At 42.3% G+C, this 24,102-nt stretch carries 23 protein-coding genes; 1 reads left to right on the top strand and 22 read right to left on the bottom strand.

Features of this window, described 5'->3' with window-relative positions; all coding sequences use genetic code 11:
- Positions 1–190: 190 nt before the first annotated feature.
- The 10 genes from clpX to JEQ21_RS02350 all read right to left on the bottom strand — a co-directional run bounded on the left by clpX (position 191) and on the right by JEQ21_RS02350 (position 8,110).
- Positions 191–1,423, bottom strand: coding sequence for an ATP-dependent Clp protease ATP-binding subunit ClpX (gene clpX / locus JEQ21_RS02395; protein WP_199363810.1), 1,233 nt, complete (start codon positions 1,421–1,423; stop codon positions 191–193).
- Between the two features lie 20 nt (positions 1,424–1,443).
- Positions 1,444–1,614 carry a hypothetical protein gene (locus JEQ21_RS02390; RefSeq protein ID WP_196090863.1) on the bottom strand — a complete coding sequence of 57 codons (171 nt, stop codon included), beginning with the start codon at positions 1,612–1,614 and terminating at the stop codon, positions 1,444–1,446.
- A 3-nt stretch (positions 1,615–1,617) separates the two neighbouring features.
- A complete protein-coding gene (locus JEQ21_RS02385; protein ID WP_199363809.1) occupies positions 1,618–2,118 on the bottom strand; it encodes a dihydrofolate reductase in 501 nt (166 codons plus the stop codon).
- A gap of 65 nt (positions 2,119–2,183) precedes the next feature.
- Complete coding sequence (locus tag JEQ21_RS02380) at positions 2,184–2,789, bottom strand: lysozyme family protein (RefSeq protein ID WP_199363808.1); 606 nt, start codon at positions 2,787–2,789, stop codon at positions 2,184–2,186.
- The gene (locus JEQ21_RS02375) at positions 2,789–3,760 is read right to left on the bottom strand and encodes a nucleoid-associated protein (RefSeq protein ID WP_196090860.1); all 972 of its coding nucleotides are present in this window, start codon (positions 3,758–3,760) and stop codon (positions 2,789–2,791) included. Before JEQ21_RS02375 ends, JEQ21_RS02380 begins: the two co-directional genes overlap by 1 nt.
- 1 nt (position 3,761) lies before the next feature.
- Complete coding sequence (gene glyA, locus JEQ21_RS02370) at positions 3,762–5,018, bottom strand: serine hydroxymethyltransferase (RefSeq protein WP_199363807.1); 1,257 nt, start codon at positions 5,016–5,018, stop codon at positions 3,762–3,764.
- On the bottom strand, positions 5,015–5,614 hold the full coding sequence (locus tag JEQ21_RS02365; protein WP_199363806.1) for an L-threonylcarbamoyladenylate synthase: 600 nt from the start codon (positions 5,612–5,614) through the stop codon (positions 5,015–5,017). The genes glyA and JEQ21_RS02365 overlap by 4 nt, the downstream gene beginning before the upstream one ends.
- On the bottom strand, positions 5,595–6,440 hold the full coding sequence (gene prmC / locus JEQ21_RS02360) for a peptide chain release factor N(5)-glutamine methyltransferase (RefSeq protein WP_199363805.1): 846 nt from the start codon (positions 6,438–6,440) through the stop codon (positions 5,595–5,597). Before prmC ends, JEQ21_RS02365 begins: the two co-directional genes overlap by 20 nt.
- Positions 6,441–7,520 (bottom strand): peptide chain release factor 1, encoded by a 1,080-nt coding sequence (prfA, locus tag JEQ21_RS02355; RefSeq protein ID WP_199363804.1) that lies wholly within the window; start codon positions 7,518–7,520, stop codon positions 6,441–6,443.
- Between the two features lie 2 nt (positions 7,521–7,522).
- Positions 7,523–8,110: a thymidine kinase gene (locus JEQ21_RS02350; RefSeq protein WP_196090873.1), complete on the bottom strand. Its 588-nt coding sequence runs from the start codon at positions 8,108–8,110 to the stop codon at positions 7,523–7,525.
- 112 nt (positions 8,111–8,222) lie between these two features.
- Between JEQ21_RS02350 and JEQ21_RS02345 the strand changes: the two genes are divergently transcribed.
- Positions 8,223–8,408, top strand: coding sequence for a 4-oxalocrotonate tautomerase (locus tag JEQ21_RS02345; protein ID WP_199363803.1), 186 nt, complete (start codon positions 8,223–8,225; stop codon positions 8,406–8,408).
- A 51-nt stretch (positions 8,409–8,459) separates the two neighbouring features.
- Here JEQ21_RS02345 and JEQ21_RS02340 read toward each other — a convergent pair whose 3' ends face one another.
- The 12 genes from JEQ21_RS02340 to JEQ21_RS02285 all read right to left on the bottom strand — a co-directional run bounded on the left by JEQ21_RS02340 (position 8,460) and on the right by JEQ21_RS02285 (position 23,433).
- Positions 8,460–9,815, bottom strand: coding sequence for an MATE family efflux transporter (locus JEQ21_RS02340; protein ID WP_199363802.1), 1,356 nt, complete (start codon positions 9,813–9,815; stop codon positions 8,460–8,462).
- A 506-nt stretch (positions 9,816–10,321) separates the two neighbouring features.
- Complete coding sequence (guaC, locus tag JEQ21_RS02335; protein ID WP_196090853.1) at positions 10,322–11,305, bottom strand: GMP reductase; 984 nt, start codon at positions 11,303–11,305, stop codon at positions 10,322–10,324.
- A 364-nt stretch (positions 11,306–11,669) separates the two neighbouring features.
- On the bottom strand, positions 11,670–13,037 hold the full coding sequence (gene nox, locus JEQ21_RS02330) for a H2O-forming NADH oxidase (protein ID WP_196966664.1): 1,368 nt from the start codon (positions 13,035–13,037) through the stop codon (positions 11,670–11,672).
- Positions 13,038–13,147: 110 nt separating this feature from the next.
- Entirely contained in the window at positions 13,148–16,252 is a 3,105-nt protein-coding gene (locus tag JEQ21_RS02325; protein WP_199363801.1) for an SbcC/MukB-like Walker B domain-containing protein, read from the bottom strand.
- Positions 16,249–17,409, bottom strand: a complete 1,161-nt coding sequence (locus JEQ21_RS02320) for an exonuclease SbcCD subunit D (RefSeq protein ID WP_199363800.1) — start codon at positions 17,407–17,409, stop codon at positions 16,249–16,251. The genes JEQ21_RS02325 and JEQ21_RS02320 overlap by 4 nt, the downstream gene beginning before the upstream one ends.
- An 85-nt stretch (positions 17,410–17,494) precedes the next feature.
- Complete coding sequence (gene brnQ / locus JEQ21_RS02315) at positions 17,495–18,829, bottom strand: branched-chain amino acid transport system II carrier protein (protein ID WP_199363799.1); 1,335 nt, start codon at positions 18,827–18,829, stop codon at positions 17,495–17,497.
- Between the two features lie 88 nt (positions 18,830–18,917).
- Positions 18,918–19,814, bottom strand: coding sequence for an alpha/beta hydrolase family protein (locus JEQ21_RS02310; RefSeq protein WP_199363798.1), 897 nt, complete (start codon positions 19,812–19,814; stop codon positions 18,918–18,920).
- 18 nt (positions 19,815–19,832) lie between these two features.
- The gene (locus tag JEQ21_RS02305) at positions 19,833–20,642 is read right to left on the bottom strand and encodes a ZIP family metal transporter (protein ID WP_199363797.1); all 810 of its coding nucleotides are present in this window, start codon (positions 20,640–20,642) and stop codon (positions 19,833–19,835) included.
- Between the two features lie 10 nt (positions 20,643–20,652).
- Positions 20,653–21,447 carry a Nif3-like dinuclear metal center hexameric protein gene (locus JEQ21_RS02300; protein ID WP_196090846.1) on the bottom strand — a complete coding sequence of 265 codons (795 nt, stop codon included), beginning with the start codon at positions 21,445–21,447 and terminating at the stop codon, positions 20,653–20,655.
- The gene (locus JEQ21_RS02295) at positions 21,437–22,114 is read right to left on the bottom strand and encodes a tRNA (adenine(22)-N(1))-methyltransferase (protein WP_199363796.1); all 678 of its coding nucleotides are present in this window, start codon (positions 22,112–22,114) and stop codon (positions 21,437–21,439) included. The genes JEQ21_RS02300 and JEQ21_RS02295 overlap by 11 nt, the downstream gene beginning before the upstream one ends.
- Positions 22,115–22,756, bottom strand: coding sequence for an endonuclease III (gene nth, locus JEQ21_RS02290; protein ID WP_196966657.1), 642 nt, complete (start codon positions 22,754–22,756; stop codon positions 22,115–22,117).
- Complete coding sequence (locus JEQ21_RS02285) at positions 22,753–23,433, bottom strand: DnaD domain-containing protein (RefSeq protein ID WP_199363795.1); 681 nt, start codon at positions 23,431–23,433, stop codon at positions 22,753–22,755. Before JEQ21_RS02285 ends, nth begins: the two co-directional genes overlap by 4 nt.
- Between the last annotated feature and the right edge of the window lie 669 nt (positions 23,434–24,102).

The following is a 24,102-nucleotide window of genomic DNA, read 5'->3' as shown; positions in this document are numbered from 1 at the left end:
CTATCCAGAAACTCAAAGAGTCAATTCCTGACTCTTTGACCTCTGAAAACAACCTAATCAACAGTGCGAAGGTGGGAGTGAAACGGTTTGGGGAGAAACCGTTTCAGCTTACAACTTGAAAAAAAGACTTGTATCGAACAGTTTTTGTAGAAAACTGTTCTGTCCCACTCTCCCCTCCCTGCTTCCTTTGTTAAGCTGTTTCCAGAATTGGTTTTTCCAAGCCAAGAACAGCTTCTTTGGTAATCCGTACCGTCTTGACATTCTCTTCACTTGGAACTTCAAACATAACATCCATCATGGTTTCTTCAATGATAGAGCGAAGTCCACGAGCTCCTGTCTTACGGTCAATGGCTAAACGGGCAATTTCTTCCAAGGCTCCATCTTCAAATTCCAAGTCAACATCATCATAAGAGAGAAGTGTCTGGTACTGTTTAACCAAGGCATTTCTTGGCTCCTTAAGAATACGGACCAAATCTTGCACTTCAAGTGGCTCTAAAGCCGCAAAGACAGGCAAACGTCCAATCAATTCTGGAATAATACCGAATTTTTGAATATCCTCTGAAACGATTTCTTGCATATAAGAACCATTTTCATCAATTGCCTTGTTGTTGTGACCAAAGCCAATAATCTTTTCTCCTAGACGTTGTTTAACAATCTCTTCAATACCGTCAAAGGCACCTCCAACGATAAAGAGAATATTCTTGGTGTCCACTTGAATCATTTCCTGTTGTGGGTGTTTTCGTCCACCTTGAGGTGGTACACTTGCAACAGTTCCCTCAATAATTTTGAGAAGGGCTTGTTGAACGCCTTCTCCGGATACATCACGGGTAATAGAGACATTCTCGCTCTTCTTAGCAATTTTATCAATCTCATCCACATAAATGATTCCCCGCTCAGCACGTTCAATATTGAAATCAGCTGCTTGGAGTAATTTTAGCAGAATGTTTTCGACGTCTTCTCCGACGTATCCAGCTTCAGTCAAGGCAGTCGCATCAGCGATGGCAAAAGGAACATTCAAGCTTTTTGCCAAAGTTTGAGCCAGGAAAGTCTTTCCGGATCCTGTTGGACCAATCATGAGGATATTGGATTTTTGCAGCTCAACATCCGTATCATCATCCCGATTATCGTGGAAATTGATCCGTTTGTAATGGTTATAAACAGCAACTGCTAGAGCGCGCTTGGCCCGATCTTGTCCGATAACATAATGGTTCAAAATAGCTAACAGCTCTTGTGGTTTTGGCACTTCAGAAAGGTCGGCCAACACTTCCTCGGCTAACTCTTCTCGAATAATTTCCTGAGCTAATTCGACACATTCATTACAGATGAATGCATTATTTCCAGCAATGATTTTCTTAACTTCATCTTGATTCTTACCACAAAACGAACAATAAATCATGACTTCATTTGATCTCGATTTCGACATATGTAAATCTAACTCCTAGATTAAAATAAGGTATTATAAATGGCGTGAATCGTGTTCACTAAATTGGTGAAGGCATTCAACATAAAAAATGCAGTTAAGCCATAGCGCCGTTTTTGAAAAGATTGCAAGGCACACAAAACACAAATAACTCCAAGCAAGGCCGTAAAAAGGCCGAATAGATTGCGTTCCATCCTTTATGTGATCCTCCTGTATTTATAGATGGTGAAGGGAAAAGTAGCCGTTTCCTGCTCAATCTGCTCAACCAGCTCAAAGGACTTCCAAGGAAATTCTGCAGGGAAATAAACATCTCCTTCAAAGACCCCCTGAATTTCAGAACAAATCAGCTCATCCAGATTCTCTTTAAAGGCACAGAAAATCTCACGGCCACCGATGACATAAAGCTCTAGCTCTTGATGTTGGTACCAATTCAAAACCTCTTCCACAGATTGAAGGACCAGAACATCCGGATGATCCACCTGATAATTCGGATCTCTCGTCAAAATGAGACTTTTCCGTCCTGGTAACACGCGCTTGCCCATACCTTCAAAGGTTACACGGCCCATGAGCATAGCTTGACCCATTGTAGTCGCTTTAAAATGAGCCAATTCTTCTGGAATTCGCCAGGGGAGATGTCCATCCTGCCCAATCAGTCCCTTCTGGTCTTGAGCCCAAATTGCCTTTATTCTTCTGGTCACAGTTCCACTCCCTTACTCTCCTGTTTTTATTTTATCAAAAGCTAGCTAAAAATGGGGAAATCAAGCTAGCCAAAGCGCTCAAAAAAGCGAATCAAATCCAGATTCAAACGAACTTGATTGGCATAAAAGTAATTTCCACCATTTCGGTAGAGTTCATGTCCATGAAAGATGGAAATTGGGGTCCAGTAAGCGTAGGTCTCGCCACTCATATTTCCAAGACTAGGAGCAACTACATCCCGTGAGTAAGTCTGGGCTAATTCGAGACTCGTTTTCTGTCCATTCTTAGCCACATAATCGATATAGGCTTTCCCAAAATTATAAGCCTGCACAGAGGTCCACTCATCAACTCCCAATTCTTGACCATGTAGGTAATAGCTATTTAGAGTTTTTACCCCATGTTCAATACTTTCTTGGGGGGTTGCCAGTGAGTCAACCTGGCCAGTCAGGCTCTCACTGGCCTGCATAACATCTTGCCCCTGCCCCTTGGTTTCAGTGTAAATAACGGCAAGAACCAGATCAGAATCCAAGGTCGAATTTTCTTTCCTCAAAGCCTCTTCAACTAGCGGCTGGTAAGAACGTACATGGGCAACCGTCTGTGCCGTTTGCCAGCCTTTCCACATTCCTAAAAATACAAGCAAAATCAATAAGAAACTAAATATTCGTTTGATCATTAGAGACTCTCAATCGCATCCACATTTTTGATAAGAATCGAATAGGTTCCATCCTCATTCATGATAAACTCTACTGATTCAGCATCTTCATAAACCGGATTGGGCACAATTAACTGAATTCCATTTGATAGGGAAAGCTTTTGGTTTTCCAATCGTTTAAGTTGTCGCTGGCTATCAATTTCTTGGAATTGAATGGCTTCCGGAACTTCTTCCTTCATCTGGTCAATAAAAGTTAGACGCGCGGTTAAATTATCCTCAAATAAATCATTCGCAATGTCTTCTGGCCGTAATTCCTGTTTTGCCTCCAAGTTTTTATGCAGGGATGACTTTAGTTTTGACTGGAACTGAAAATCATCTGCCTGAAAACTCTCCGCAATTTTTTGCGCAGCTTTTTCCATGGTTTGAATGGATTTTTTAGGTGATGGAGCCAACTCAACTTCTAATAATTTTTCTGAAAAATAGTGAAGGAAACTCCCCTGAGCTTTGATTCGTTTTTCCAGCAAAAAGTACTGGCCAGTCACCCGATTGACAACTAAGCCCTCATCTGGACTAGCTCCAAATCCCGGAAGGTGGTTTTGGGTTAGCTGGATCCGATTCTCTTCTTGCCCCAAATCGGTTAGAGAATCTCTAAGCACTAGACGCAAAAAGGCAAAGTGATTTTGTCCTTCTTTATCAAAATTGACAAACACTAAGTCATTCATTTTCTGATTTTCAGCCTCCTTAAAGGCTTCTAACCAGAGCTGGCTAATGGCAATAGAGCTTTCCCTCAAATCATCTTGGATGTGACTGAAAAAGGTGTTTTCAGATTCGAAAGCACCTTTTTTAGCATCATCTGAGTAAACTTTTTCAATTTTTTTCCTAAGATATTCATCAATACGGGGAGACAATTCTAGGGATTCTTGGGAAAATTGAAGGTCTAAACTTTGAGGAGAAAATTGATGAATAATCGCTTCTTTAATGTAAATATCCATACTAGTCCTTGTATAGTGGGAAGGCGCTTGTTAATTCAGCCACCCCTGCTTTTACTTCTTCTAATTCTTCTGGATTTCCGTTTGCTTTAAGAGTTTTAAGGATTAAGTGGGCAACTTTCCGTGCTTCTTCTTCCTTGAATCCACGAGCTGTAATAGCTGGCGTACCAATTCGAATACCGGATGTTTTAAATGGGGATAACTGCTCATAAGGAATGGAATTCTTATTCAAGGTAATATGAACATCATCCAAGAGTTGCTGAGCAACTTTTCCATTCTCCACAACTTTTGTGACATCTACCAGGAAAAGGTGATTATCAGATCCCCCTGAAATGACACGGAAATCCTCATCTTGAAGAAAGACTTCCACCATGGCTTGCGTATTCTTCAAAACTTGCTGCATGTATTCTTTAAACGCAGGATCTAGAACTTCTTTAAAAGCAACAGCCTTAGCCGCAATGACATGCTCCAAAGGTCCACCTTGAATCCCAGGGAAAATAGCTGAATTGATTTTCTTAGCCAGCTCTTCATCATTGGTCAAGATGAGACCGCCACGAGGACCACGAAGGGTTTTATGTGTTGTAGAAGTTACAACATGAGCAAACGGCATCGGATTGGGATGGAGACCAGCTGCTACCAATCCTGCAATATGAGCCATGTCCACCATGAGATAGGCATCCACTGCATCCGCAATTTGACGCAGTCGTTCAAAATCAAGAATCCGTGAGTAGGCTGAAGCTCCTGCTACAATCAGTTTTGGCTGGTGTTCTTTGGCCAACGCTTCTAACTCATCATAGGAAAGCAATTCTGTTACTGGATCCACATTATAGGCAACAAAATGGTAGGTTTTCCCTGAAAAGCTAACCGGAGAACCATGGGTCAAATGGCCACCAGCAGATAAATCCATTCCAAGAATGGTATCTCCTGGCTGCACTAAAGCCATGTAAGCTGCGGCATTGGCTTGGGAACCAGAATGAGGCTGTACATTGGCATAACCAGCTCCAAAGATTTCTTTAGCCCGTTCAATCGCTAAATTCTCAACCACATCCACGGCTTCGGTCCCACCGTAATAGCGGCGACCTGGATAGCCCTCGGCATATTTATTCGTTAAAAGGGATCCTTGAGCGGCCATCACAGCTTTCGAAACAACATTTTCAGAGGCAATCAATTCAATATTGTCTTCTTGACGCTTTGCTTCCGCATCCATAGCTGCCCAGAGTTCTGGGTCATAGTTCCGGTAATCATTATTTTCAAAAATCATTTTTCCACCTCTTTAAATTCTAGCTGGGGAACAACTGCTTTCAAGTCTTCCTTAGTAATCACACCTTGTCGTAAGATACAGGCCTGCTCTTGAGATAAATCAAGAATAGTGGAATCCACTCCTGTCAGAAAAGGATCATCTGCAAAACCTGGAACGGGGATCTCCTCTTGAATCTGCTTAAACACCTGACCACTCTCTTGACCACTCAAATTCGCGGAGGGGCCAATCAAGGGGCCTTCTTCTTGGATCAGTTCTAAGGTTATGGGATGAGCTGGCATCCGAAAGCCAACACTGGGTAAGCCCGAATTAATCCAAAATGGCACAGCATCACTAGCCTTGAGCAAGATAGTCAGTGGCCCAGGCCAAAAATGTTTTGCCAATTCCTCAAAATAAGGGGGAATCTCCCTTGCATAGAGTTTTACTGGATCGATAGTTGCAATATTGAGATTCAGGGCTTTATCCCTTGGTCTTTGCTTAAGAGCGTAAACCAAATCCACAGCCTCTTGATTCAAAGCCTTTGCAAAAAGCCCATAAACGGTCTCGGTTGGAAGAATGACAGCTCGTCCTGCTTCCAACTCATCCTTTAAGATTTCCATCAACTACCACCATCCGATCCTGTCCAAATTGATCTGCGAGGACTCGTACACGCGCTTGGGGAAAAGCTTCTTGAAAGAGATGCCGCACAGCTTCCCCTTGTTTATAGCCAATCTCCAGATAAATTTTTCCATTTGGTTGTAAATAAGCACCTGATTCTGCAGCCAATTTTCTGTATAGGGCCAAGCCACCTTCATCCGCAAAAAGGGCTAAATGTGGTTCCGAGTGAAGAACATTTTGACCAACCTCAGCTTGATCTTCCCAAGCGATATAAGGAGGATTCGAAACTAGGATATCAAAAGATCCTGTCACTTGTTCCAAAAGATTGCTTTCTACCAAGTTTACCTGTTTTTCCAATTCGAGTCTTTGCCGGTTCAACCTTGTTACTTCCAGAGCTTCCTTTGAAATATCCGTTGCCCATACATTCCATGTTGGTCGATTCTTTGCTAAGGATAAGGCGATGGCTCCACTACCCGTTCCGATATCTATGACATTTAGACCGTGATCCGGATTTTCATCTAAAATCAAGTCAACCAATTCTTCCGTTTCAGGTCTAGGGATTAGGACCCGCTCATCTACGAGAAATTCATAGCCACAAAAGTCCGTTGAACCAAGTATATACTGGACCGGTTCATGGTCCATCAAGCGCTTATGATAAGACCTCAACTGGGTAAGCACCTCAGCTTCTTCTTCTTTTTGCAAAAAGAAAACAAAATCCGTAAAGGTCAAGTCAAACAGTTTCCGAACCATAAGGTCAAAGGCTTCTGGCTCCTCACCAACATGGGAAAGTTGGTCGTGAAATTCTTGGAATCGTTGGCTATATCTCATCTAATTGTTTAAGGCCTCTAACTTCTGAGTTTGGTCATACAAAACAAGGGCGTCCACCACTTCATCCAATCTACCAGATAAAATGCTGTCTAGCTTTTGGAGGGTTAGACCAATACGATGGTCTGTCACTCGATTCTGCGGGAAGTTATAGGTACGAATCCGTTCCGAACGGTCACCTGTACCAATGGTAGACTTACGCTCTGCATCCTGCTCTTCTTGCGCAATTTGAGCAAAATGGTCCGCAACGCGGGCACGAATAATTTTCATCGCTTTATCCCGGTTTTTCTGCTGAGTCCGCTCTTCTTGCATTTCCACTTTAATATTGGTTGGCAAGTGTACAATCCGAACAGCCGTCGCAACTTTGTTGACGTTCTGACCACCGGCTCCAGACGCATGGTAAATATCAATCCGCAAATCTTTTGGATCAATATCGTATTCGACCTCTTCAACCTCTGGCATCACAAGCACGGTTGCCGTCGAAGTATGAACTCGTCCTTGACTTTCCGTCACAGGAACCCGTTGAACCCGATGGGCTCCAGATTCATATTTGAGTTTAGAATAGACAGACTGACCAGATACCATAGCCACAACTTCTTTGAAACCACCGACGCCATTCATGGACGTTTCCATAACTTCAAAACGCCATCCTTGAGTCTCTGCGTATTTCTGATACATGGTCAGGAGATCGCCTGCAAAGAGTGCCGCTTCGTCTCCACCTGCCGCACCACGGATTTCCAAGATAATGTTTTTATCATCATTCGGATCTTTTGGAAGCAACAAGATTTTTAACTTCTCTTCATATTCTTCCTTAGCCTGCTTGGATTCCTTAAGCTCCATTTTAGCCATTTCTTCCAATTCAGCATCACCCGCTGCATCTTTAATCATTTCTTCAGCATCCGTAATGGATTGCAAAATCCGTTTGTATTCCCGATAGGCGGCAACTGTTTCGCGTGTCGAGGCTTCTTCACGGGAAAGTTCCATGAAACGCTTGGTGTCACTAACGACTTGCGGATCACTTAAAAGTTCCCCCAATTCCTCGTAGCGATCCTCTACCGCCTGCAATTGATCATAAATATTCATGCTTAGCTAACTCCTTCTAATTCCGGATTAAAATAGTGCTTTCTACATACCGAGACATAGGTTTCGTTCCCACCAATTTGAATTTGTTCTCCGTCATACATGGGGGATCCATCCTGCATCCGAAGGACCATTGTTGCTTTTTTGGAACAATAGTGACAGATCGTTTTAATCTCTTCAATCTTGTCTGCGAAAAGTAAAAGGTATTTAGATCCTTCAAACAACTCATTTCGGAAATCATTTTTCAAACCAAAGGCCATAACCGGAATGTCTAATTCATCTACTACCCTGGCCAGGGCAAAAACATGATGCCGTTTTAAAAATTGAGCTTCATCAATGAGAACACAATAAAGCTCCTCTTGCTTTTGCTCCTCCTGAATAAATCCAAAGACATCAAAATCATCATCAATTGCCAAGGCTTCCCGCCGCATCCCAATGCGACTCGAGACCATTCCAACTCCATCTCGTGTATCTACAGCTGAAGTCATAATGAGAACTCGCTTCCCCTGTTCTTCATAATTATGGGCTACTTTGAGAATTTCAATGGTCTTCCCCGAATTCATTGTCCCATACTTAAAATAAAGCTGCGCCATCATTCAACTTTCTAAAAAATTATTTCTTACCTATTATACACGAAATCAGACCAAACTTACAGTCTTTTCCCACGTTACAATATGGTACAATGGATTACGAGGAGGAATCGTTATGCCATTTGTAAAAATTGAACTCTTTGAAGGACGCTCTCTTGAGCAAAAACAAGCTCTTGCTGCGGAGGTAACCGAATCTGTTATGAAACACACAGGGGCTCCAAAGGAAGCCATCCATGTCTTTATTCGAGACCTCCCTGAAGGAACGTATTATCCTCAAGGAAAAATGAAAACCAAATCCTAATGAGGATCAAATCCATTACAAAAACGACAGCTTTAAACTGTCGTTTTTTTCTTACTCTTGAGAGAGCAGCCTATCCTGTTTTTGAACAGACACCATTCGCCATTGTAAGAGGAGTGCACAAGCCCATAAGCCTATATTAAGTCCAATCCAATAACCATATGGTCCGAAACCAGCAAGAATATCTAAGAGGTAACCCAAAGGAAGGGCGATAATCCAATAGCTAATAATTCCAATAACAAAAGGATAGGTCGTATCCTTATAGCCCCGCAAAATTCCCTGAATTGGTGATACCAAGGCATCAGCAAATTGGAAGAATAGGGCATAAATCAGGAAATGGCTGGTCAGCCTGATAAACTCAGGTTCTTTCCCATAGAGCGCAGCTACCTGATTCCGGAAAACGTATAGGAAAATCAGAGTGGCTGCTGCGAACAGAATCGCCATGAGTCGACCAATGCGACTATAAGCTAGAACATCTTCTGATCGTTCTGCGCCTTTTTCATAAGAAATGATAATGGCCATAGTCATGGAAACACACAAAGGAAAGGCATACATCATATTCGAAAAATTCATAGCTGCCTGATGACTGGCAATCACTTCTGAAGAAAAGCGAGCCATAAAAAATCCAACCGCAGCAAAAATAGCAGACTCTGCAAAAACAGCTCCACCAATTGGCAAACCAAGTTTCCAACCTTCGATAAAACCTGGAAGATACAGACCTTGTGGTTTAAAAATACGATAGCCTTTCATCTCAGGATGCCAATACATGACACCTAGAATGACTAATAATAAAGCCCAGTAAGCCATAGAAGTCCCCAACCCCGCTCCTGCTCCTCCCAATTCAGGGACGGGACCAACGCCATAAATTAACAAATAGTTAAAGAAGGCATTAAAAGGGAGGAGAAGCAACATCAGATACATGGACAATTTTGTTAGTCCCAAGGCATCAAAAAAAGAGCGGAATACACTAAAAAGCAAGAGGGGTAAAATCCCCAAAAGCATAAAGTGCAGATAATCTTTTCCCACCCGCAAAACTTCTGTTTGCAAGCCTAAACTCTCTAACAAAAGGGGGGCACCAAATCCAATAATCAGAAAAAGAAAGGCTGCTAAACAAAGGGACAGATAAATAAACTGCCAAACATCTCTAGCAACCTTCCCCTTTTGCCCTTGGCCTAGATGATAGCCGATAATGGGAACAATAGCCGACAGCACCCCAGTAACTAAGGTAAACATCGGATGCCAAATACTCGTCGCCATCGCAACCCCAGCCAAATCCAAGGTACCATACTGCCCTGTCATCATCGTATCAATAAAGGAGGCTGAAAAATTCGCGACTTGGTAAACCAAAATGGGTAAAAAGATTTGAAAAAAGACTTTCACTTTTTCAGAGTTAGAATAGGTTTGATGCATGATTCACCTCCATTCAAAATTTTTCGACTACTCGGAACAAGTTAAAATCTGAAACACATTTTAATCCAGGAAGTGGCTTAAAATGGATCGGTTCTAAAGCAAGGATAGCTTACCATCAATAAGGCATACAAAACACGAGGTTTGGTGAAAAGGATTCAGACAGTCAGATTTTCAACTGTTAAAGTCTATTCGTTTGCTTTTAGTACAAGGCAGCGAATAATAGACAGCTCAAAATTTCCCTCAGAGATTTTGAGATTTCTGTTAAAATGTTCGAAGAAAATTTTAACTAAGTGCAGCAAGACCAGCTAACACAGTAATATAGTCTTTTAGTTTGCTTTTAGTACAAGGCAGCAAGTCGCAGACAGTACTGAAGTACAGCAAGACGATCTAACACAGTAATAAAAGATAAACTAAAAGAGTATTTGAGTATAAGGTCATCACTAGTATACCAAAAACGCTAACCTCTATAAAGGAAAATCCAGGCCAATTCAAGACCTGGATGTTTCTTACAAACTATCTCCATTCCAGATGGAATTTTTCACAATCACATAATCTACTTTTCGGAGACTTTCGAGGTCTCGTCCACCTGCATAAGAGATCGAACTTTGAAGATCTTCCTGCATTTCTTTGAGGGTTGAAAAAATGGAACCTTTCGCTGGTAACAGGATTTTCTTCCCTTCAACGTTTTTATAATCCCCTTTTTGGAATTGAGAGGCAGAGCCATAGTACTCTTTGAAGGCTTGTCCATTTTCCTCAATCAATTTACCAGGACTCTCGGTATGGCCTGCAAAGAGTGATCCAATCATCACCATGCTGGCACCAAAACGAATAGACTTAGCAATATCACCATGGGTACGAATTCCACCATCCGCAATAATCGGTTTACGAGCTGCTTTAGCACACCACCGGAGTGCTGCCAATTGCCAGCCACCTGTACCAAATCCAGTTTTGACTTTTGTGATACAAACCTTACCAGGGCCAATTCCCACTTTCGTTGCATCTGCACCTGCATTCTCCAACTCACGCACAGCTTCTGGTGTCCCAACATTTCCAGCAATGACAAAAGTCTCAGGTAGTTCTCTTTTGATATGCTGAATCATTTTGATAACACTGTCCGCATGCCCATGGGCAATGTCAATGGTGATATAGTCTGGGACATTTTCTTTGAGCTGACTCACAAAGTCATACTCATAGTCTTTTACCCCCACAGAAATCGAGGAAATCAGACCTTGCTCTTTCATTTTTTTAATAAAAGGAATACGGGCTGCTTCATCAAAGCGATGCATGATGTAAAAATACCCCTCACGTGCTAGCTTCTCAGCCAGTTCCTCGTCTACAATGGTTTGCATATTGGCTGGTACAACCGGTAGCTTAAATGTATGCTTCCCAAATGTCACCTCTGTATCCGCTTGAGAACGGCTTGAAATAATACACTTATTGGGAATTAATTGAATATCTTCATAATCAAAAATGGGAAACTCGTTTAACATGACGGCACCTCTAACATTATTTACCTGTCAATACTAAGCATAGACAGGTATTCATACTCATTACATTTCAAAATCTGAATGTGTGAATCCTCTTCGCCGAACCCTAAGTCCTGTCTTCATCGGATTGATGGCAAGCGATGCTTGCTTCATCATCTATAAATTTCAATCCAATTCCTGAATTAAAATTCGTTTCATATTTCGAACTGTTTTGAGTATTAAAACCGACCTTTCTGGAAATATTATACAGAATTGTCCGAAAATTGTCAACGATATTGAATCCACATCAGCAGAAAGTTCGTTTTTGAAAATTTCTAAAACAGATGAAAAGACTTGAGAAAATCCCAAGTCTTTTTCAATATCTCTTTTATTCGGCAGTCAATGCAGCCATTGTGATGTAGTTGTATGGCTTGTTAAAGTGTGGCAAGAAGAAGATATCCGTCAAGGCCAACTTATCAATGGTTACATGCTCTTGGATAGCCAAAGAGAACATGTGAATTCCCATAGACATATCTTCTTTCGAAGCCATTTGTGCCCCAAGAATTTGACGAGTTGTACGATCGTAAACAATCTTGATCGCCACTTCATAGTTGTTGTGTTTAATGAATTCAGGTTTTTGAAGATCGTTGAAACCTGTTTCAACAGCATCGAAACCAGCTGCTTTAGCTTTTTCAAGAGTCAAACCAGTTGAAACCATCTTAAGATCGTAGATAGAGATACCGTTTGAACCTTGAACACCAATTCCTTCAAGTTCATGACCAGTTGCGTTAAAGGCACCTACGATACCAGAGCGAACTGCATTTGAAGCAAGGGCGATGTAGCTTGGTTTACCAAGAGAGTTGTCATAGATGGTTGCACAGTCACCAATTGCGTACACACCCGGAATGCTTGTTTCTTGTTTCTTATCAACAAGGAAGGCACCGTTTTGGTAAAGTTCGATTTTGCCTGCTCCAAGTTCTGTATTTGGTCGGAAACCAACAGCCAAGACAACCATGTCAACATCGAAGGTTTCTTTATCGGTTACGATGCGCTCAACTTTGCCATCTCCTTCAACTGCTTGAACTTTTTGGCCATAAGCCAAACGAATTCCATGATCTTCCAAGTTCTTATTCATCATATCTGATAGTTCGCGGTCATAGTAACCATTCAAGGAAGTTTCAGCAATATCAATCAAGACAACTTCTTTACCAACACGTTCGAAGGCTTCTGCCAACTCAACACCGATATAACCTGCACCAACAACAGCAACTCGTTTAATATCTTTGTTTTCAAGACGTTCAATTACTTCTGCAGAGTTTTGGTACAGTTTTACAAATTGAAGGTTTTCAAGGGTTGCTTTGAACTCGCGAGTTCCTTCGACCAATTCTACTCCTTTAATTGGTGGAATAATTGGTTGGGAACCAGTTGCAAAAATCAATTTCTCATATGATTCAACGTGCTCTTTGCCATCAACAAGGGCCGTTACTTCTTTCTTATCATAGTCTACAGAAAGAACTGGAGATTCCATGTAGATGCGAGCCCCTTTAGCTTCAAGAGTTTCCTTATCAGAATAGAAAAGACCTTCTGGACCGTCGATTTGTTTTCCAATCCAAAGTGCCATTCCACAACCGAGGAAGGAAATATTGGAGTTTTGATCAAAAACAACTACTTCGTTCTCATCACCGAAGTTATCCAACATTGTGTTAATACAAGCTGTACCAGCGTGGTTAGCACCAATGACAACAATTTTACTCATAGTTCGAGTCCTACCTTTAATTTTTTTCGATATCAGTATACCACAATCTGACAGCGTTTTCAAATCTTTGCGCTTCTACTATTGAAAAAAATCGTGAAAAATTTCAGAGATTATAAGGAAACTTGCTGAACAGAACTGCGGCCAGAACCTCGCTTCTCTAAAAGTATCTGTTTGGAAATTCCCTGTTTCATAATTTCTACGTGTGAGATCAAACCAATCATGCGACCGTTACGACCTAGGCTCTCCAAAACATCCAAGGCAACCAAAAGAGTCTCCTGATCTAGACTTCCAAAGCCTTCATCAATAAAGAGGGCTTCTAGTTCTATTCCGCCCTTACTTTCTTGAATCACATCAGACGTAGCTAAGGCAAGAGCCATACTTGCGAGAAAGCTTTCCCCGCCCGAAAGTGTGGAAACAGGTCTTAACTGACCCACTTCTTGGTCCAGAACATCTAAATCCAATCCCGCGAGACTTCGACCAGAGGATTTTTGGTTTTTGAGAACAAATTGGTAGCGTCCTTGGGAAAAATCATGATAGTAACGGTCATTTGCAACTTCCACAATCTGCTTAAAATAATGCTGCAAGACATAAGCTTTAATGTCTAAACGACTCTCTGTCTGACCACTAAGAACTTGCACCAATTGATCCAACTGGCTAAAGAGTAGATTGCTTTCAACTTGATTCTGATTCAAATTCTCCAGTTGTTTTTCAATCTCTAGGGCATGATCAATACGGCTCTGCAGCAGAACAAGTGTTTCACACTTCAATTCTAGTTCAGACTCTAATTGTGCAAGCAAAGCTTGCCTTTTCTGAGGATTCTCGAGTTGAACAGCGTCAGGTTCGTTTGCCTCCAATCGCGTTAGCTCCATTCGCACCTCTTGCAATTGAGCCTCAAATTGTGTCAATCGCCGCCGTAAATCACTCCGTTTAGATATTCCCTGAAGGATTTCCAGAAATTCAGTCCAATCGGCAACCGGTAAGACCTCTGCCTGTAATTGTTTCATTGCCTTTTTATTCTGAGAACGAGTCTCTTCGTAAGCACGGACCTGTTCAACAAGTTGTTCCTGTTTGGTTTCATAGGCCTGTCTCTGAGCTGTTAATTGCAGTTCTAAGCGCGAAAGATTTTTCTTGCCTAATTGAAGGTTTTTCAATGCTCGTTTTTGCTTTTCGAGCTTCTCTTCAAGTGCTTCAAGACTCTGACTTTCAACTTGTTCCTTCAGCTCACCTAAGGATTGTTCCCATTCCTGCAATTGATGGCGGGCCTGGTCCATGCCCAGTCCAAGCTCTTGAAGTTTAAGCGAATAGGTATTTTGAAGTGACAATGCACCCTCTCTTTCTTCTCTTAATTCTTCTGCCCTTTTTGCCTGAATCTCGAGGGTTTCTTGGTAATTTTCAAGGGCTTGCGCCAGCTCTTCTAAACTAGATGCTTCGAGTTCTAACTGAGAGGTCAATTGTTCGAACTGAGACCGATAAGCTACTTCCTCCGTTTTTACCTCATCCATCACTATTGTCAGGTTGCTCTCCAAACTAGCCCGAGATTCTTGCAAATGAGACAGTTCAAGCTGTTTCTCGTGAGAGGCAATTTCTAATTGCAGGAAGTCTTCGTCACTCTCCGTCTCCCGATCCACAGGGAGCACACTGATTCTATTCTGGCAAACTGGACACTCGTCACCGACGTGAACTTGCGAGCGGACCATATTCAAAGCCACAGTCAGTCTTTGTTTCTGAAGAGCTTCGAGATCTTGCTCTTGATTGGATCTTGTTAAATCTGAAATTTGGGTTTGAATCTTTTCCAACTGCACATTCAAACTTGCCCATTCCTGTTTTCTATCTTCCAGTTTCTGATTTTGTTGACGAAGCTGATGGTACAGCTGCTGATAGCCCATTAGCTGAGACCAAGAAGCAGACTCCTGATTCAATTCTTGTAGGTTCCTGTCAATCTGAGATAATCCTTCCTGATTCTGCTCAAGCAACTCTTGGTATTCTTTCTGGTCTGCTTGAAGATTTGCAAGTTCAGTTTGCTTATTTGCGATCCGCTGGGTTTGTTGCCGAGCTTCTAGGAGTTTCTGATGCTTCTTTTCCAGATCTATTAGTTGCTGACGAAGTTCTTCTTCATCTACCTGATCAAGTCGCGTTACTTCTGCCCTAAATTCTTTGCTTAAAGTCTCTAAATTCAACTTTTCCTGCTCTAGTTGCTCCTGGGTTCTTGCCAAGACTCCTTTTTGCTTATCCAATTGCTCCTGCCGGTCTAAGAGAATCTGCCCCTCTTCCAATTGATCCAAGAGAGTCAGTTCCTTCTTATCCTCATCATAAGTTGGATAGGAAGCCAATAAATCTCGTTGCAGAATTTGCTGCTCCTTGAGATTCTGCTCCCATTCTAGTCGGCTCTCCCAAGCCCTAAGTTCTGCAGATACTTCCTGAACCTGCGCCTCCAAGGTCTCGATCCTTTGACCTTGAACATTTTTTTCTTGGTCAAAAGATTGAAGGGCCTTTGCCATTGCCTCCTGGATTTGATCTGGTCCCAAAAGGGCTGCCTCTTCTCCCACCACGCTGCGGGCAAGTACGACCATTTCCAAGTCTCTGGCTTCAATTTTCTGGCGGTCTTGTTTCCGTTTTTCTTTTAAAGTTTCAATTAAAAGGTGATAGGAATCGACATCAAAAAGAGTTTGGAGAATTTCCTCCTTCTCCTTGGAATTGGCTAATAAAAAGCGCTTGAAATTATGCTGAGGTAAGAGTAAAATACGCTGAAACTGATCCTTGTTCAAGTGCAGTAGGTCCTCAATAGCTTGGGTCACCTCCGCAAGCTTGGTGTAACTAGGTCCGACCAAGTGGCCATCTTGAACCTCAGAGAAAAGATGTTGGTCCCGAAAAAGACTATTAAACGGCCTTTCGGAGTCCCAAGTAACTCGTTTGGGAGTCCAAGATCTCTCCACACGGTAGACCCGATTTCGATGGCTGAACTCCAAAAGGACACTCGATGGTTCTTTGGGAGAAAAGGACGCAAATTCACTCCGCAAATCGATAAAGCGCTTATCTCCAATCTTAAATTGGGCATTGTTGTAGTAAAGTGCTGTGACCAACAAATCAAAGATGGTTGTTTTCCCAGACCCCGTATCACCTGAGATTAGAAAGAGGCTATCCGCATAATCACGGAAGTCTAGATCTAGCTGGGCGTGAGGGCCAATATTTTTGGCTTCTAGGCGAATCGGCTTCATACTTCCTCCTTCGTTTCTAAAAGACTGGCTTCAATCCAGTCTACTTGTTGCTGACTTAATTCATGCCCCGTCTGTTCCTGAAAAAATTGATGGATGATCTCCATGGGAGATTCTAAACGTTCCTGAATCCAGAACTTATTTCTGGCTTTCTTCGCTTCTTCCTCGATGCGAATATCCAGAATATCTGGATAATAGACTGCCAAGGAATCCCTTAAATTGCGAATTCCTTGAGGTTTTTCAGTAAGTCGAATACTGTAGTAGGCAGGCCCTTCAGCCTGAATCTTGGCCACAAAGTTTTTTGCGGTGATATCCTCATACGTTCCACGAATCAGACGGATGTCCTTGGAACTTGGAAGAGCTTTAAACGTAACCTCCAGCTCTTCAGGCTGCCAATCTAAAATCAGCACTCCTTTTTCTTGCCAATGTTCATCAACTGCAAATTTCAGCAAGGAACCCGAGTAACGAATCTTCTCACTTGGACTGGAGAGGTGGGAATGCAAGTGCCCTAGAGCGACATAGCTAAAATTGGAAAAAAGACTAGTTGGTAGATGGTTGAGCCCCCCAATCTCAGACTTCCCTTCACTGATTAGCTGATAGTCCTCGTTTCCTTTACCAGCAACATAAAAATGACTAATGAGAATTGGGTTTTTATCCGGCTTGATCAGCGCCTCCATGTCCTTAACCAGTCGTTCCATAGCCTGACGGATGGTCTCCATTTGGCTTTTATTCTCCTCAGAAATCCCATAAAAACGACGGGCATCACTAGGGTGAAAAAAAGGAAGGAGAAAAATTTGAAAGTCCCCAAAATCAATGGGTTCTAAGGCTTGTTCAATTTGGGTGGCCAGATACAGTTGGCCTTGTTTCATCCAACGAGTTCCAAATTGAAGACGATTGGCACCGTCATGATTGCCGGAAACAATAAAGAGAGGGAGGCCTAATTCCACATTCAATTCATAGAGCATTTGATCCAAAGCCTTGGTTGCAGATACAGGTGGCGTAGACACATCAAACAGATCCCCCGCCAAGAAAATAGCATCGACCTTTTCACTCAGAGCCATATTTTTGAGCTTGCGAAAAACGGACCACTGCTCCTCTAACAAGGAATAGCCATGAAGTTTGCGACCAATATGCCAATCAGCTGTGTGTAAAAATTTCATTCAAAAAACTCCTTCCCGTCCAAACCTCCTTCAAGAATAGCAAAAAAAATCACGGTAAACAAATACTTACCGTGATCAACTAAATTTAAAGGTTTTCCATGTCAAAAACTTCCGCTTCTTGCTTATCTGGAAGCAGTAAAGCTAGGAGCAAACCAGCAAGAGCAGGTGTTGTCCAAGCCATTGAAGCCGCTGCGAATGGCAGACTACTTACGAGATTACTTAAAACTGTAATACCTAGACTAGACCCAAGAACCTCCGCTACGGATACCAAGGTCACCAAGCCAACTGTCACTTGCATCCCACGTTTTGAAAGGGGTAGGAATTTGTTTACAATGACAATCAAGACAAGAGCGATGGTAATTGGGTAAAGAATCATCAATACAGGTAGTGAGAAAGTAATGATGGTGTTCAAGCCTAGGTTTGCAATCGCAAAACCAATGAAGGTAAAGGCAGTTGCAAAAGTTTTATAAGAATATTGTGGGAAGCGAGAATTAAAGAATTCACCCGTAGCCACAATCAAACCAACTGTTGTTGTGAAGCAGGTCATAGTGATCATGAAGGCCAAGAAAAGCTGACCTACAGAACCAAAGACTTGTTGAGTTGCATTCGTTAGAACATAAACTCCTTTATTCACTTCGGCATTGGCCACTACATCTGCTGGAACAGGGAAGGAATTCCCCAACCTTGCAAGTCCGATATAGAGACCACTGAAGGCCAAGGCTACAACCAAACCAACAATCCAGATTGTTGAGATATATTCTTTTTTACTAGAAAATCCTAATTGTTTCAAGGTTTGTACGGCGATTACACTGAAGGCTACAGAAGCCAAAGCATCAAGTGTGTTATAACCCTCCAGGAAACCAGTTCCAAATGCTGCGCTTGCGTAGCCATCAACCGCTGCTTGAGGTGCTTGGCTAAAGTTAGCCAGCCCAAGAACAATCAAGAGAACAATGGAAAGGGCAAAAATCGGTGTCAAAATACGACCAACTGAGTCTAAAATTTTGGAAGGATTCAAAGCAATCAGGTAAGCAGCTCCAAAGTACAGGACTGTGAAAATAAAGAGTGCTAGACTTGGATTAAACCCATTTAATAAAGGCTCAATTCCAACACTGAAAGCTGTCGTCGCAGTCCGTGGAATCGCGAAGAAAGGACCAATTGCCAGATATAGGGCTACCAAATAAATCGTCGCGAAGACTGGTGAAATTTTCTTGGAAATTTCATAAACATAACCCTTGGGATTTAGAGTTCCAATAATCAGCGTCAGCACAGCTAAACCAACTCCCGAGACAACAAAACCAAAAATTGCGGGCCAAAAATTTTGTCCAGACAAGACTCCAAGAGCCGGTGGGAAAATCAAGTTACCAGCTCCGAAGAAGATCCCGAACAAAAGAAGCCCCGTTAAGGCACCTTTTTTTACCATAAACATCTCCTTTTTCTAAATATGTGCCTTATTATATAGGACTTTAAAAGCTTTGACAATAGTTTACAGAAAATTAAAGTGGTTTTTCTTACTCTGTTTGATTGTCTTGCAAGAATTTAAGAATCGGATAGCTGACAGTCGGGAAATAGTCTCCTGAAAAATCATGACCTGCCCCATCAATAATCTGAACTTGACCATTTTTCAGATAAGGGCGAGCTTTTTCGCTATAGGAAAATGGGACAATCTCATCCTGATTCCCGTGGAGAATTAAAACCGGACCAGGGTACTTGGCCAACTCCTGATAAATGTTGACGGACCAAACATCTAAAAGATAATTGGGGCTAATCTCTATCGAAAACTGATCAAAAATCTTTGTGTCCTCTGGAATTTCCTCAAAAGAATCATAGACCTGATGCGGTAACTCACTAATAATAAAGGCTGGATACATCAGAAGTAAACTCTGGATACGCTTGGGTTCCTGACTAGCAACCAGACTGGCAATCAGACCGCCTTGGCTAATACCAAGGATGCTAGTTTGATCCGGTATGATTTCCGACCAATTTTCACTGGCATCTAGTACACTCTTCAGGTCCTCAACTTGACTAGTCACCGTTAACTCCTTGGCATTGCTACTGCTTTGACTTTTGGGGCCACCATGCACAAAGTCAAAGGTATAGACAGCGTAACCACGAGCTGCCAGCAATTCGGCATAAACGCGCCCTTGTCGATAAGAACCATTGAAACCATGGGCAAAAATAACTAAGGGAACTTTTGACTTACTGTCCGGAATATAGAGGCGTCCCTTTAACTTACGCGCTCCATCCCGGATATCCCGTTCCTCCATTCGATAATTGGTTTTGGGAAGAGTAATGGCAGCTTTTTCTTCCTGGACCTGGTTATCTAGCTCTGGTGCTTGGGTTCCCCCTGCCCAAATAAGACTGATGCCAATGACAATTAGGCACAGTAGGAAACCAATTTTTTTCATCTTAGCCTCCTTTTTCTTTTAGCCTAAAGCCACATCTAAAATCATCATTAAAACAAAACCAATCATGAGTCCTAAGGTTGCTTGGTCTGTATGGCCGTTATTTTGAGAATCAGGGATTAACTCTTCGACGACGACAAAGATCATGGCACCCGCTGCAAAAGAAAGAGCATAGGGAAGCAGGGAGGTCATAGCTAAAACAGCTATAGCTCCCAGAAGGGCTCCAATCGGTTCTACGATAGCAGAATTAGCTCCCCAAACAAAAGCCGACAAACGGGAACGTCCTTCTGTCCGAATAGGGACTGCGAGGGCAGCACCTTCGGGAATATTTTGCAGGCCAATCCCTAGAGCTAGACCAATGGCTGAGACTAGAGCCGCTGTATTTCCATCTTGAATGGCTCCAAAGGCAACACCAACGGCTAATCCTTCAGGAAAATTATGAATGGTGATGGCTGAAAAAAGTAGGGCTGTCCGGGATAAACGCTTCTTAGGCTGCAACCCTTCGACTTCTTTTTGACTCAGATGAATATGGGGAATAATCATATCCACTAACCGGAGAAAGAAACCACCCGCTAAAAATCCAATCGCTACGGGTAACCAACTCAGTTTGCCATAAGTCGGCTCCGCAAATTCCAAAGCTGGTGATAAAAGAGACCAAAAAGAAGCGGCAATCATGACCCCAGCGGCAAATCCCATAGTTGTATCTAAGGCCTTACGATTAACATCTTTAAAAAAGAAAACAACAGAGGCACCAAGGGCCGTACAAAACCAGGTAAAGAGACCTGCTCCAAAAGCTAACCAGACTACAGGTTGTTGGGCTAACCATTCCATAAATTACCTCCTAGAGATGGTAAAAAGGGTTGGTGGAAACCCGACTTCCAAGAATGTCCAATTCCCATCCTTCCTCCTGGGACCAACGCTCAAAGAGTGCTGAAACGCCGTGTACAAAAAGGATTTCGATATAGTGACCAGGATCGATAGCCCGTAAACCTTGAGATAAGAAGTCTTGAGCATTATGGTAATAGATATCTCCCGTTATCAAAACATCTGCCCCTTTTTCCAAAGCATCCTTGGCAAAAGATTGACCGCTTCCTCCACAGATGGCCACACGGGTAACAGGAGTATCTATGTAACCTGGGTATTCAACTAAACGGACACTGTCCAAATGGAAAGTTTCTTTGACCTTGAGAGCCAAATCTTGAAATTCCATCGACTCAATATCCCCGATCCGTCCAATACCCTGGCCAGGAAGAGTTTCATGCAGAGGTTCTACATGCGTAATTCCAAGCAAGTCACAGAACCAGTCATTCAACCCTCCTTCGACAACATCAATATTGGTATGGGACACATAGACTGCAATATCTGCCTTAATTAAATCCACATAAATCCCATTCATCCCCTGATCATAAACCAAGTTCTTAATGGGACGAAAAATAGGCGCGTGTTTGACAATCAGCAGATCCACTTGGTTGGCAATGGCTTCTTGGACAGTTTGCTCACGAATATCCAAGGTGACCATCACCCGTTTCACATCCTTATCTAACGAACCAATCTGCAATCCAACCTGGTCACCTTCCAGTGACAATTCTGGCGGACAAAAGGCCTCATAACGTTTAAGTACATCTCTAACTTTCATCTAACACCTCGTTTATTGCTGCTAATTTTTGAGCTAATTCCAATTTCTCTTCTTCATGCTCGTCAGGAATTTTAACCAGAAGTCCTTCAATTTTTTCAGCCTCTTTCAACCATTTTTTATAAAACACTTCTGATCTATTTTTTAAGAGATAGGGACCAAAGGTTTGATCTTTCCAACTCAATGCCATCTTCCCCGGCTTTGCTACTAGAATCTCATAAATTTTTCCAGCTTCTTCCAAAATCTCTTCGGCTGTAATGTGATAGCCATGCTTTTCTAACCAGATTCTTAATTCATTTTCTCGGTTATTGGGTTGAAGAATAAGAGACTGGATTCCCTGCAACTTGGCTTGACCTTGATCCAAAATGGTAGATATCAGTCTCCCTCCCATTCCGGCAATAACAATCTCCTCAATTTCATCCTCTGCATTCATGGCATCTAAGCCTGACGCTAGTCGAACCTGGATCTGCTGACTCAAGCCTTCCTTTTGAACATTTTGACAAGCCGACTGGTAAGGGCCTTCCACGACTTCGCCTGCAATGGCAGCGGAGATTTTCCCCCTTTTGATCAAGGCAATGGGCAAATAGGCGTGGTCACTCCCCACATCTAAAATTTTTGCTCCAGAACTAACAAAACTAGACACAAGGTCTAAACGTTTCGATAAGGACATTTATTCCTCCAAATTTTTATAATAATAACAGAGAGACTGGACAGGGCAGGTCTCACATTTAGGTTTTCGGGCAGTACAATGGTAACGACCAAAGAAAATCAAACGGTGATGGGTCGCAATCCAATCTTTTTTAGGGATTTTAGCCATGAGATCTTGTTCAATCTGCTCGACGCTGGCATCCTGGGCCGAGATATTCAGCCGCTTAGCAATCCGACTGACATGGGTATCGACCGCAATAGCTGGAATGTGATAAATTTCCCCCAGAACGACATTGGCCGTCTTTCGCCCAACCCCCGGTAAGGATTCTAATTCTTTATGAGTTTTGGGGACTTGGCCATCAAACCGTTCTAAGATTTCCTGCGCTGTTCGAATAATATTTTTGGCTTTGGATTTGTAAAGACCGATATGACGAATGGTCTCTTCTACCTCCGGTAAGGGGGCCTTGGCTAAGTCTTCAATTTCTGGGTACTTGGCCCACAAACCGGGTGTGATTTTATTAACGGATTTATCGGTTGCTTGAGCTGATAAAATGACCGCAATCAACAGTTGAAAGGGCGTCTCATACTCCAATTCCCCACGAGCATTTGGAAACATGTCCGCAATGATATCTAGGATACGCTTTAATTTAACCCGTCCAATCATTCCCCTAACCTCCACAAATTTACGTTGTTTTTAAATTCCTCGCTAGCTGAGATTTTACGTGTTTTCTGTAAATTCCATTCTTCACGACGTCGATTCACCTGTTCCACTGTTTGAATTCCTTCATTCACCCAATTGCGGAGAATTGTTTGCCAATAACGCCAACTGGTCTTTCCATTCAAGACTGATTCTCGAACAGCTTCTTTGATTAACACAACCGAAAAATCTCGTGCCCATTTCTGAAGGTCTTCAATTTCAATAGGATTTAATAAGCGACCGTAAGATTCCTGTATGAAGGTCAAGAGATCTTTAAACTCCTGTGCTTCACTTTGAGGTTCTTGTCCTTTTTCTAAATCAGCCGCCATTTGATCCAGTCGTTCAAACAGAGGCGTTGCATCATAATAGAGACCTCCTTTTCCTTCCTGGTTGCTGGTCTCTTGGAAGCGAAGAGAACCCGATTGAATCAAACTATTCAAACACCCTCGTATCGTTTCCCTCTCCAAACCCGAACGCTTAACCAATTCATCGATAGAAATACTGGCCCCTTTGGTCACATTTTCTACATAGGCCAACTGCCACACCAGAAATTCCTCCGCAGACCCAAATAAGTTTCCTAATTGTTCAAAGAGAAAGGCCGGCAGGACTAACTGTCCCGTCTGGTATATTTGGTAATAAGCCATAATGCTCCTTTACTAGATTTTTTACTACTGATACTCATTGAATTTCAAAACCTGACTTTGTCAACCTCTTTGATGAACTTATTGATTGAGGTTGGAACAAAAGTCTCAACCATCCTATTTTTGTTAGTGAATTCACTTTGACGCAGTGGTTGATTGGTACTTTCGTTCACTTTTATTGAGAGAACAGTTCCTGTTCTCTTATCCAGATACTCAAAGAGTCAATTCCTGACTCTTTGACCTCCGAAAATAACCGAATCAACATTGACATGAACTTCGTTCATTTCATTTAGAAACTCTAAAGGCATTCAACATGCCTTTAGAGCGAGGGTGGGATTCAAACAGTCTGGGAAGAGACTGTTTGAACCCGAGCCTAACAATAAAAGAGCGAGGTCGGTTTGGGGAGAAACCGTTTCAGCTTACAACTTGTAACAAAGACTTGTAACGGACGATGTTATGTGTAAAAATCGTTCTGTTTCACTCTCTTAATTGACGAAATTCAACAGGTCTCCCAGACCTGTTGAACTATCATCATCAGCTGTCCTCGTCATTTTTTTGAAATTCCGCGGGTATTCTGATTTTGAAATTCGTTAAGTATGAGAATACATTCCTATTCCATACTCTCTATTATACATTTTTTCGATGCGGACGAAAAAAATCTTCTTGAAGTTT

Source organism: Streptococcus sp. 121, assembly GCF_016458205.1.
Taxonomy (GTDB): Bacteria; Bacillota; Bacilli; order Lactobacillales; family Streptococcaceae; genus Streptococcus.
Note: the sequence above shows the minus strand (reverse complement) of the source record. Positions and strands in the feature narration are given on the sequence as shown.

Coding starts and splice junctions, on each gene's coding strand:
- JEQ21_RS02305 (WP_199363797.1), bottom strand. CDS start 20,642: ATGGAATGGTTAGCCCAACAACCTGTAGTCTGGTTAGCTTTTGGAGCA.
- JEQ21_RS02380 (WP_199363808.1), bottom strand. CDS start 2,789: ATGATCAAACGAATATTTAGTTTCTTATTGATTTTGCTTGTATTTTTA.
- prfA (WP_199363804.1), bottom strand. CDS start 7,520: ATGAATATTTATGATCAATTGCAGGCGGTAGAGGATCGCTACGAGGAA.
- prmC (WP_199363805.1), bottom strand. CDS start 6,440: ATGAGATATAGCCAACGATTCCAAGAATTTCACGACCAACTTTCCCAT.
- JEQ21_RS02375 (WP_196090860.1), bottom strand. CDS start 3,760: ATGGATATTTACATTAAAGAAGCGATTATTCATCAATTTTCTCCTCAA.
- guaC (WP_196090853.1), bottom strand. CDS start 11,305: ATGTTAAACGAGTTTCCCATTTTTGATTATGAAGATATTCAATTAATT.
- JEQ21_RS02325 (WP_199363801.1), bottom strand. CDS start 16,252: ATGAAGCCGATTCGCCTAGAAGCCAAAAATATTGGCCCTCACGCCCAG.
- JEQ21_RS02350 (WP_196090873.1), bottom strand. CDS start 8,110: ATGGCGCAGCTTTATTTTAAGTATGGGACAATGAATTCGGGGAAGACC.
- JEQ21_RS02390 (WP_196090863.1), bottom strand. CDS start 1,614: ATGGAACGCAATCTATTCGGCCTTTTTACGGCCTTGCTTGGAGTTATT.
- JEQ21_RS02310 (WP_199363798.1), bottom strand. CDS start 19,814: ATGAAAAAAATTGGTTTCCTACTGTGCCTAATTGTCATTGGCATCAGT.
- nth (WP_196966657.1), bottom strand. CDS start 22,756: ATGATTGGACGGGTTAAATTAAAGCGTATCCTAGATATCATTGCGGAC.
- nox (WP_196966664.1), bottom strand. CDS start 13,037: ATGAGTAAAATTGTTGTCATTGGTGCTAACCACGCTGGTACAGCTTGT.
- JEQ21_RS02295 (WP_199363796.1), bottom strand. CDS start 22,114: ATGTCCTTATCGAAACGTTTAGACCTTGTGTCTAGTTTTGTTAGTTCT.
- JEQ21_RS02340 (WP_199363802.1), bottom strand. CDS start 9,815: ATGCATCAAACCTATTCTAACTCTGAAAAAGTGAAAGTCTTTTTTCAA.
- glyA (WP_199363807.1), bottom strand. CDS start 5,018: ATGATTTTTGAAAATAATGATTACCGGAACTATGACCCAGAACTCTGG.
- brnQ (WP_199363799.1), bottom strand. CDS start 18,829: ATGGTAAAAAAAGGTGCCTTAACGGGGCTTCTTTTGTTCGGGATCTTC.
- JEQ21_RS02320 (WP_199363800.1), bottom strand. CDS start 17,409: ATGAAATTTTTACACACAGCTGATTGGCATATTGGTCGCAAACTTCAT.
- clpX (WP_199363810.1), bottom strand. CDS start 1,423: ATGTCGAAATCGAGATCAAATGAAGTCATGATTTATTGTTCGTTTTGT.
- JEQ21_RS02365 (WP_199363806.1), bottom strand. CDS start 5,614: ATGGAAATCTTAAAGGATGAGTTGGAAGCAGGACGAGCTGTCATTCTT.
- JEQ21_RS02300 (WP_196090846.1), bottom strand. CDS start 21,447: ATGAAAGTTAGAGATGTACTTAAACGTTATGAGGCCTTTTGTCCGCCA.
- JEQ21_RS02285 (WP_199363795.1), bottom strand. CDS start 23,433: ATGGCTTATTACCAAATATACCAGACGGGACAGTTAGTCCTGCCGGCC.
- JEQ21_RS02345 (WP_199363803.1), top strand. CDS start 8,223: ATGCCATTTGTAAAAATTGAACTCTTTGAAGGACGCTCTCTTGAGCAA.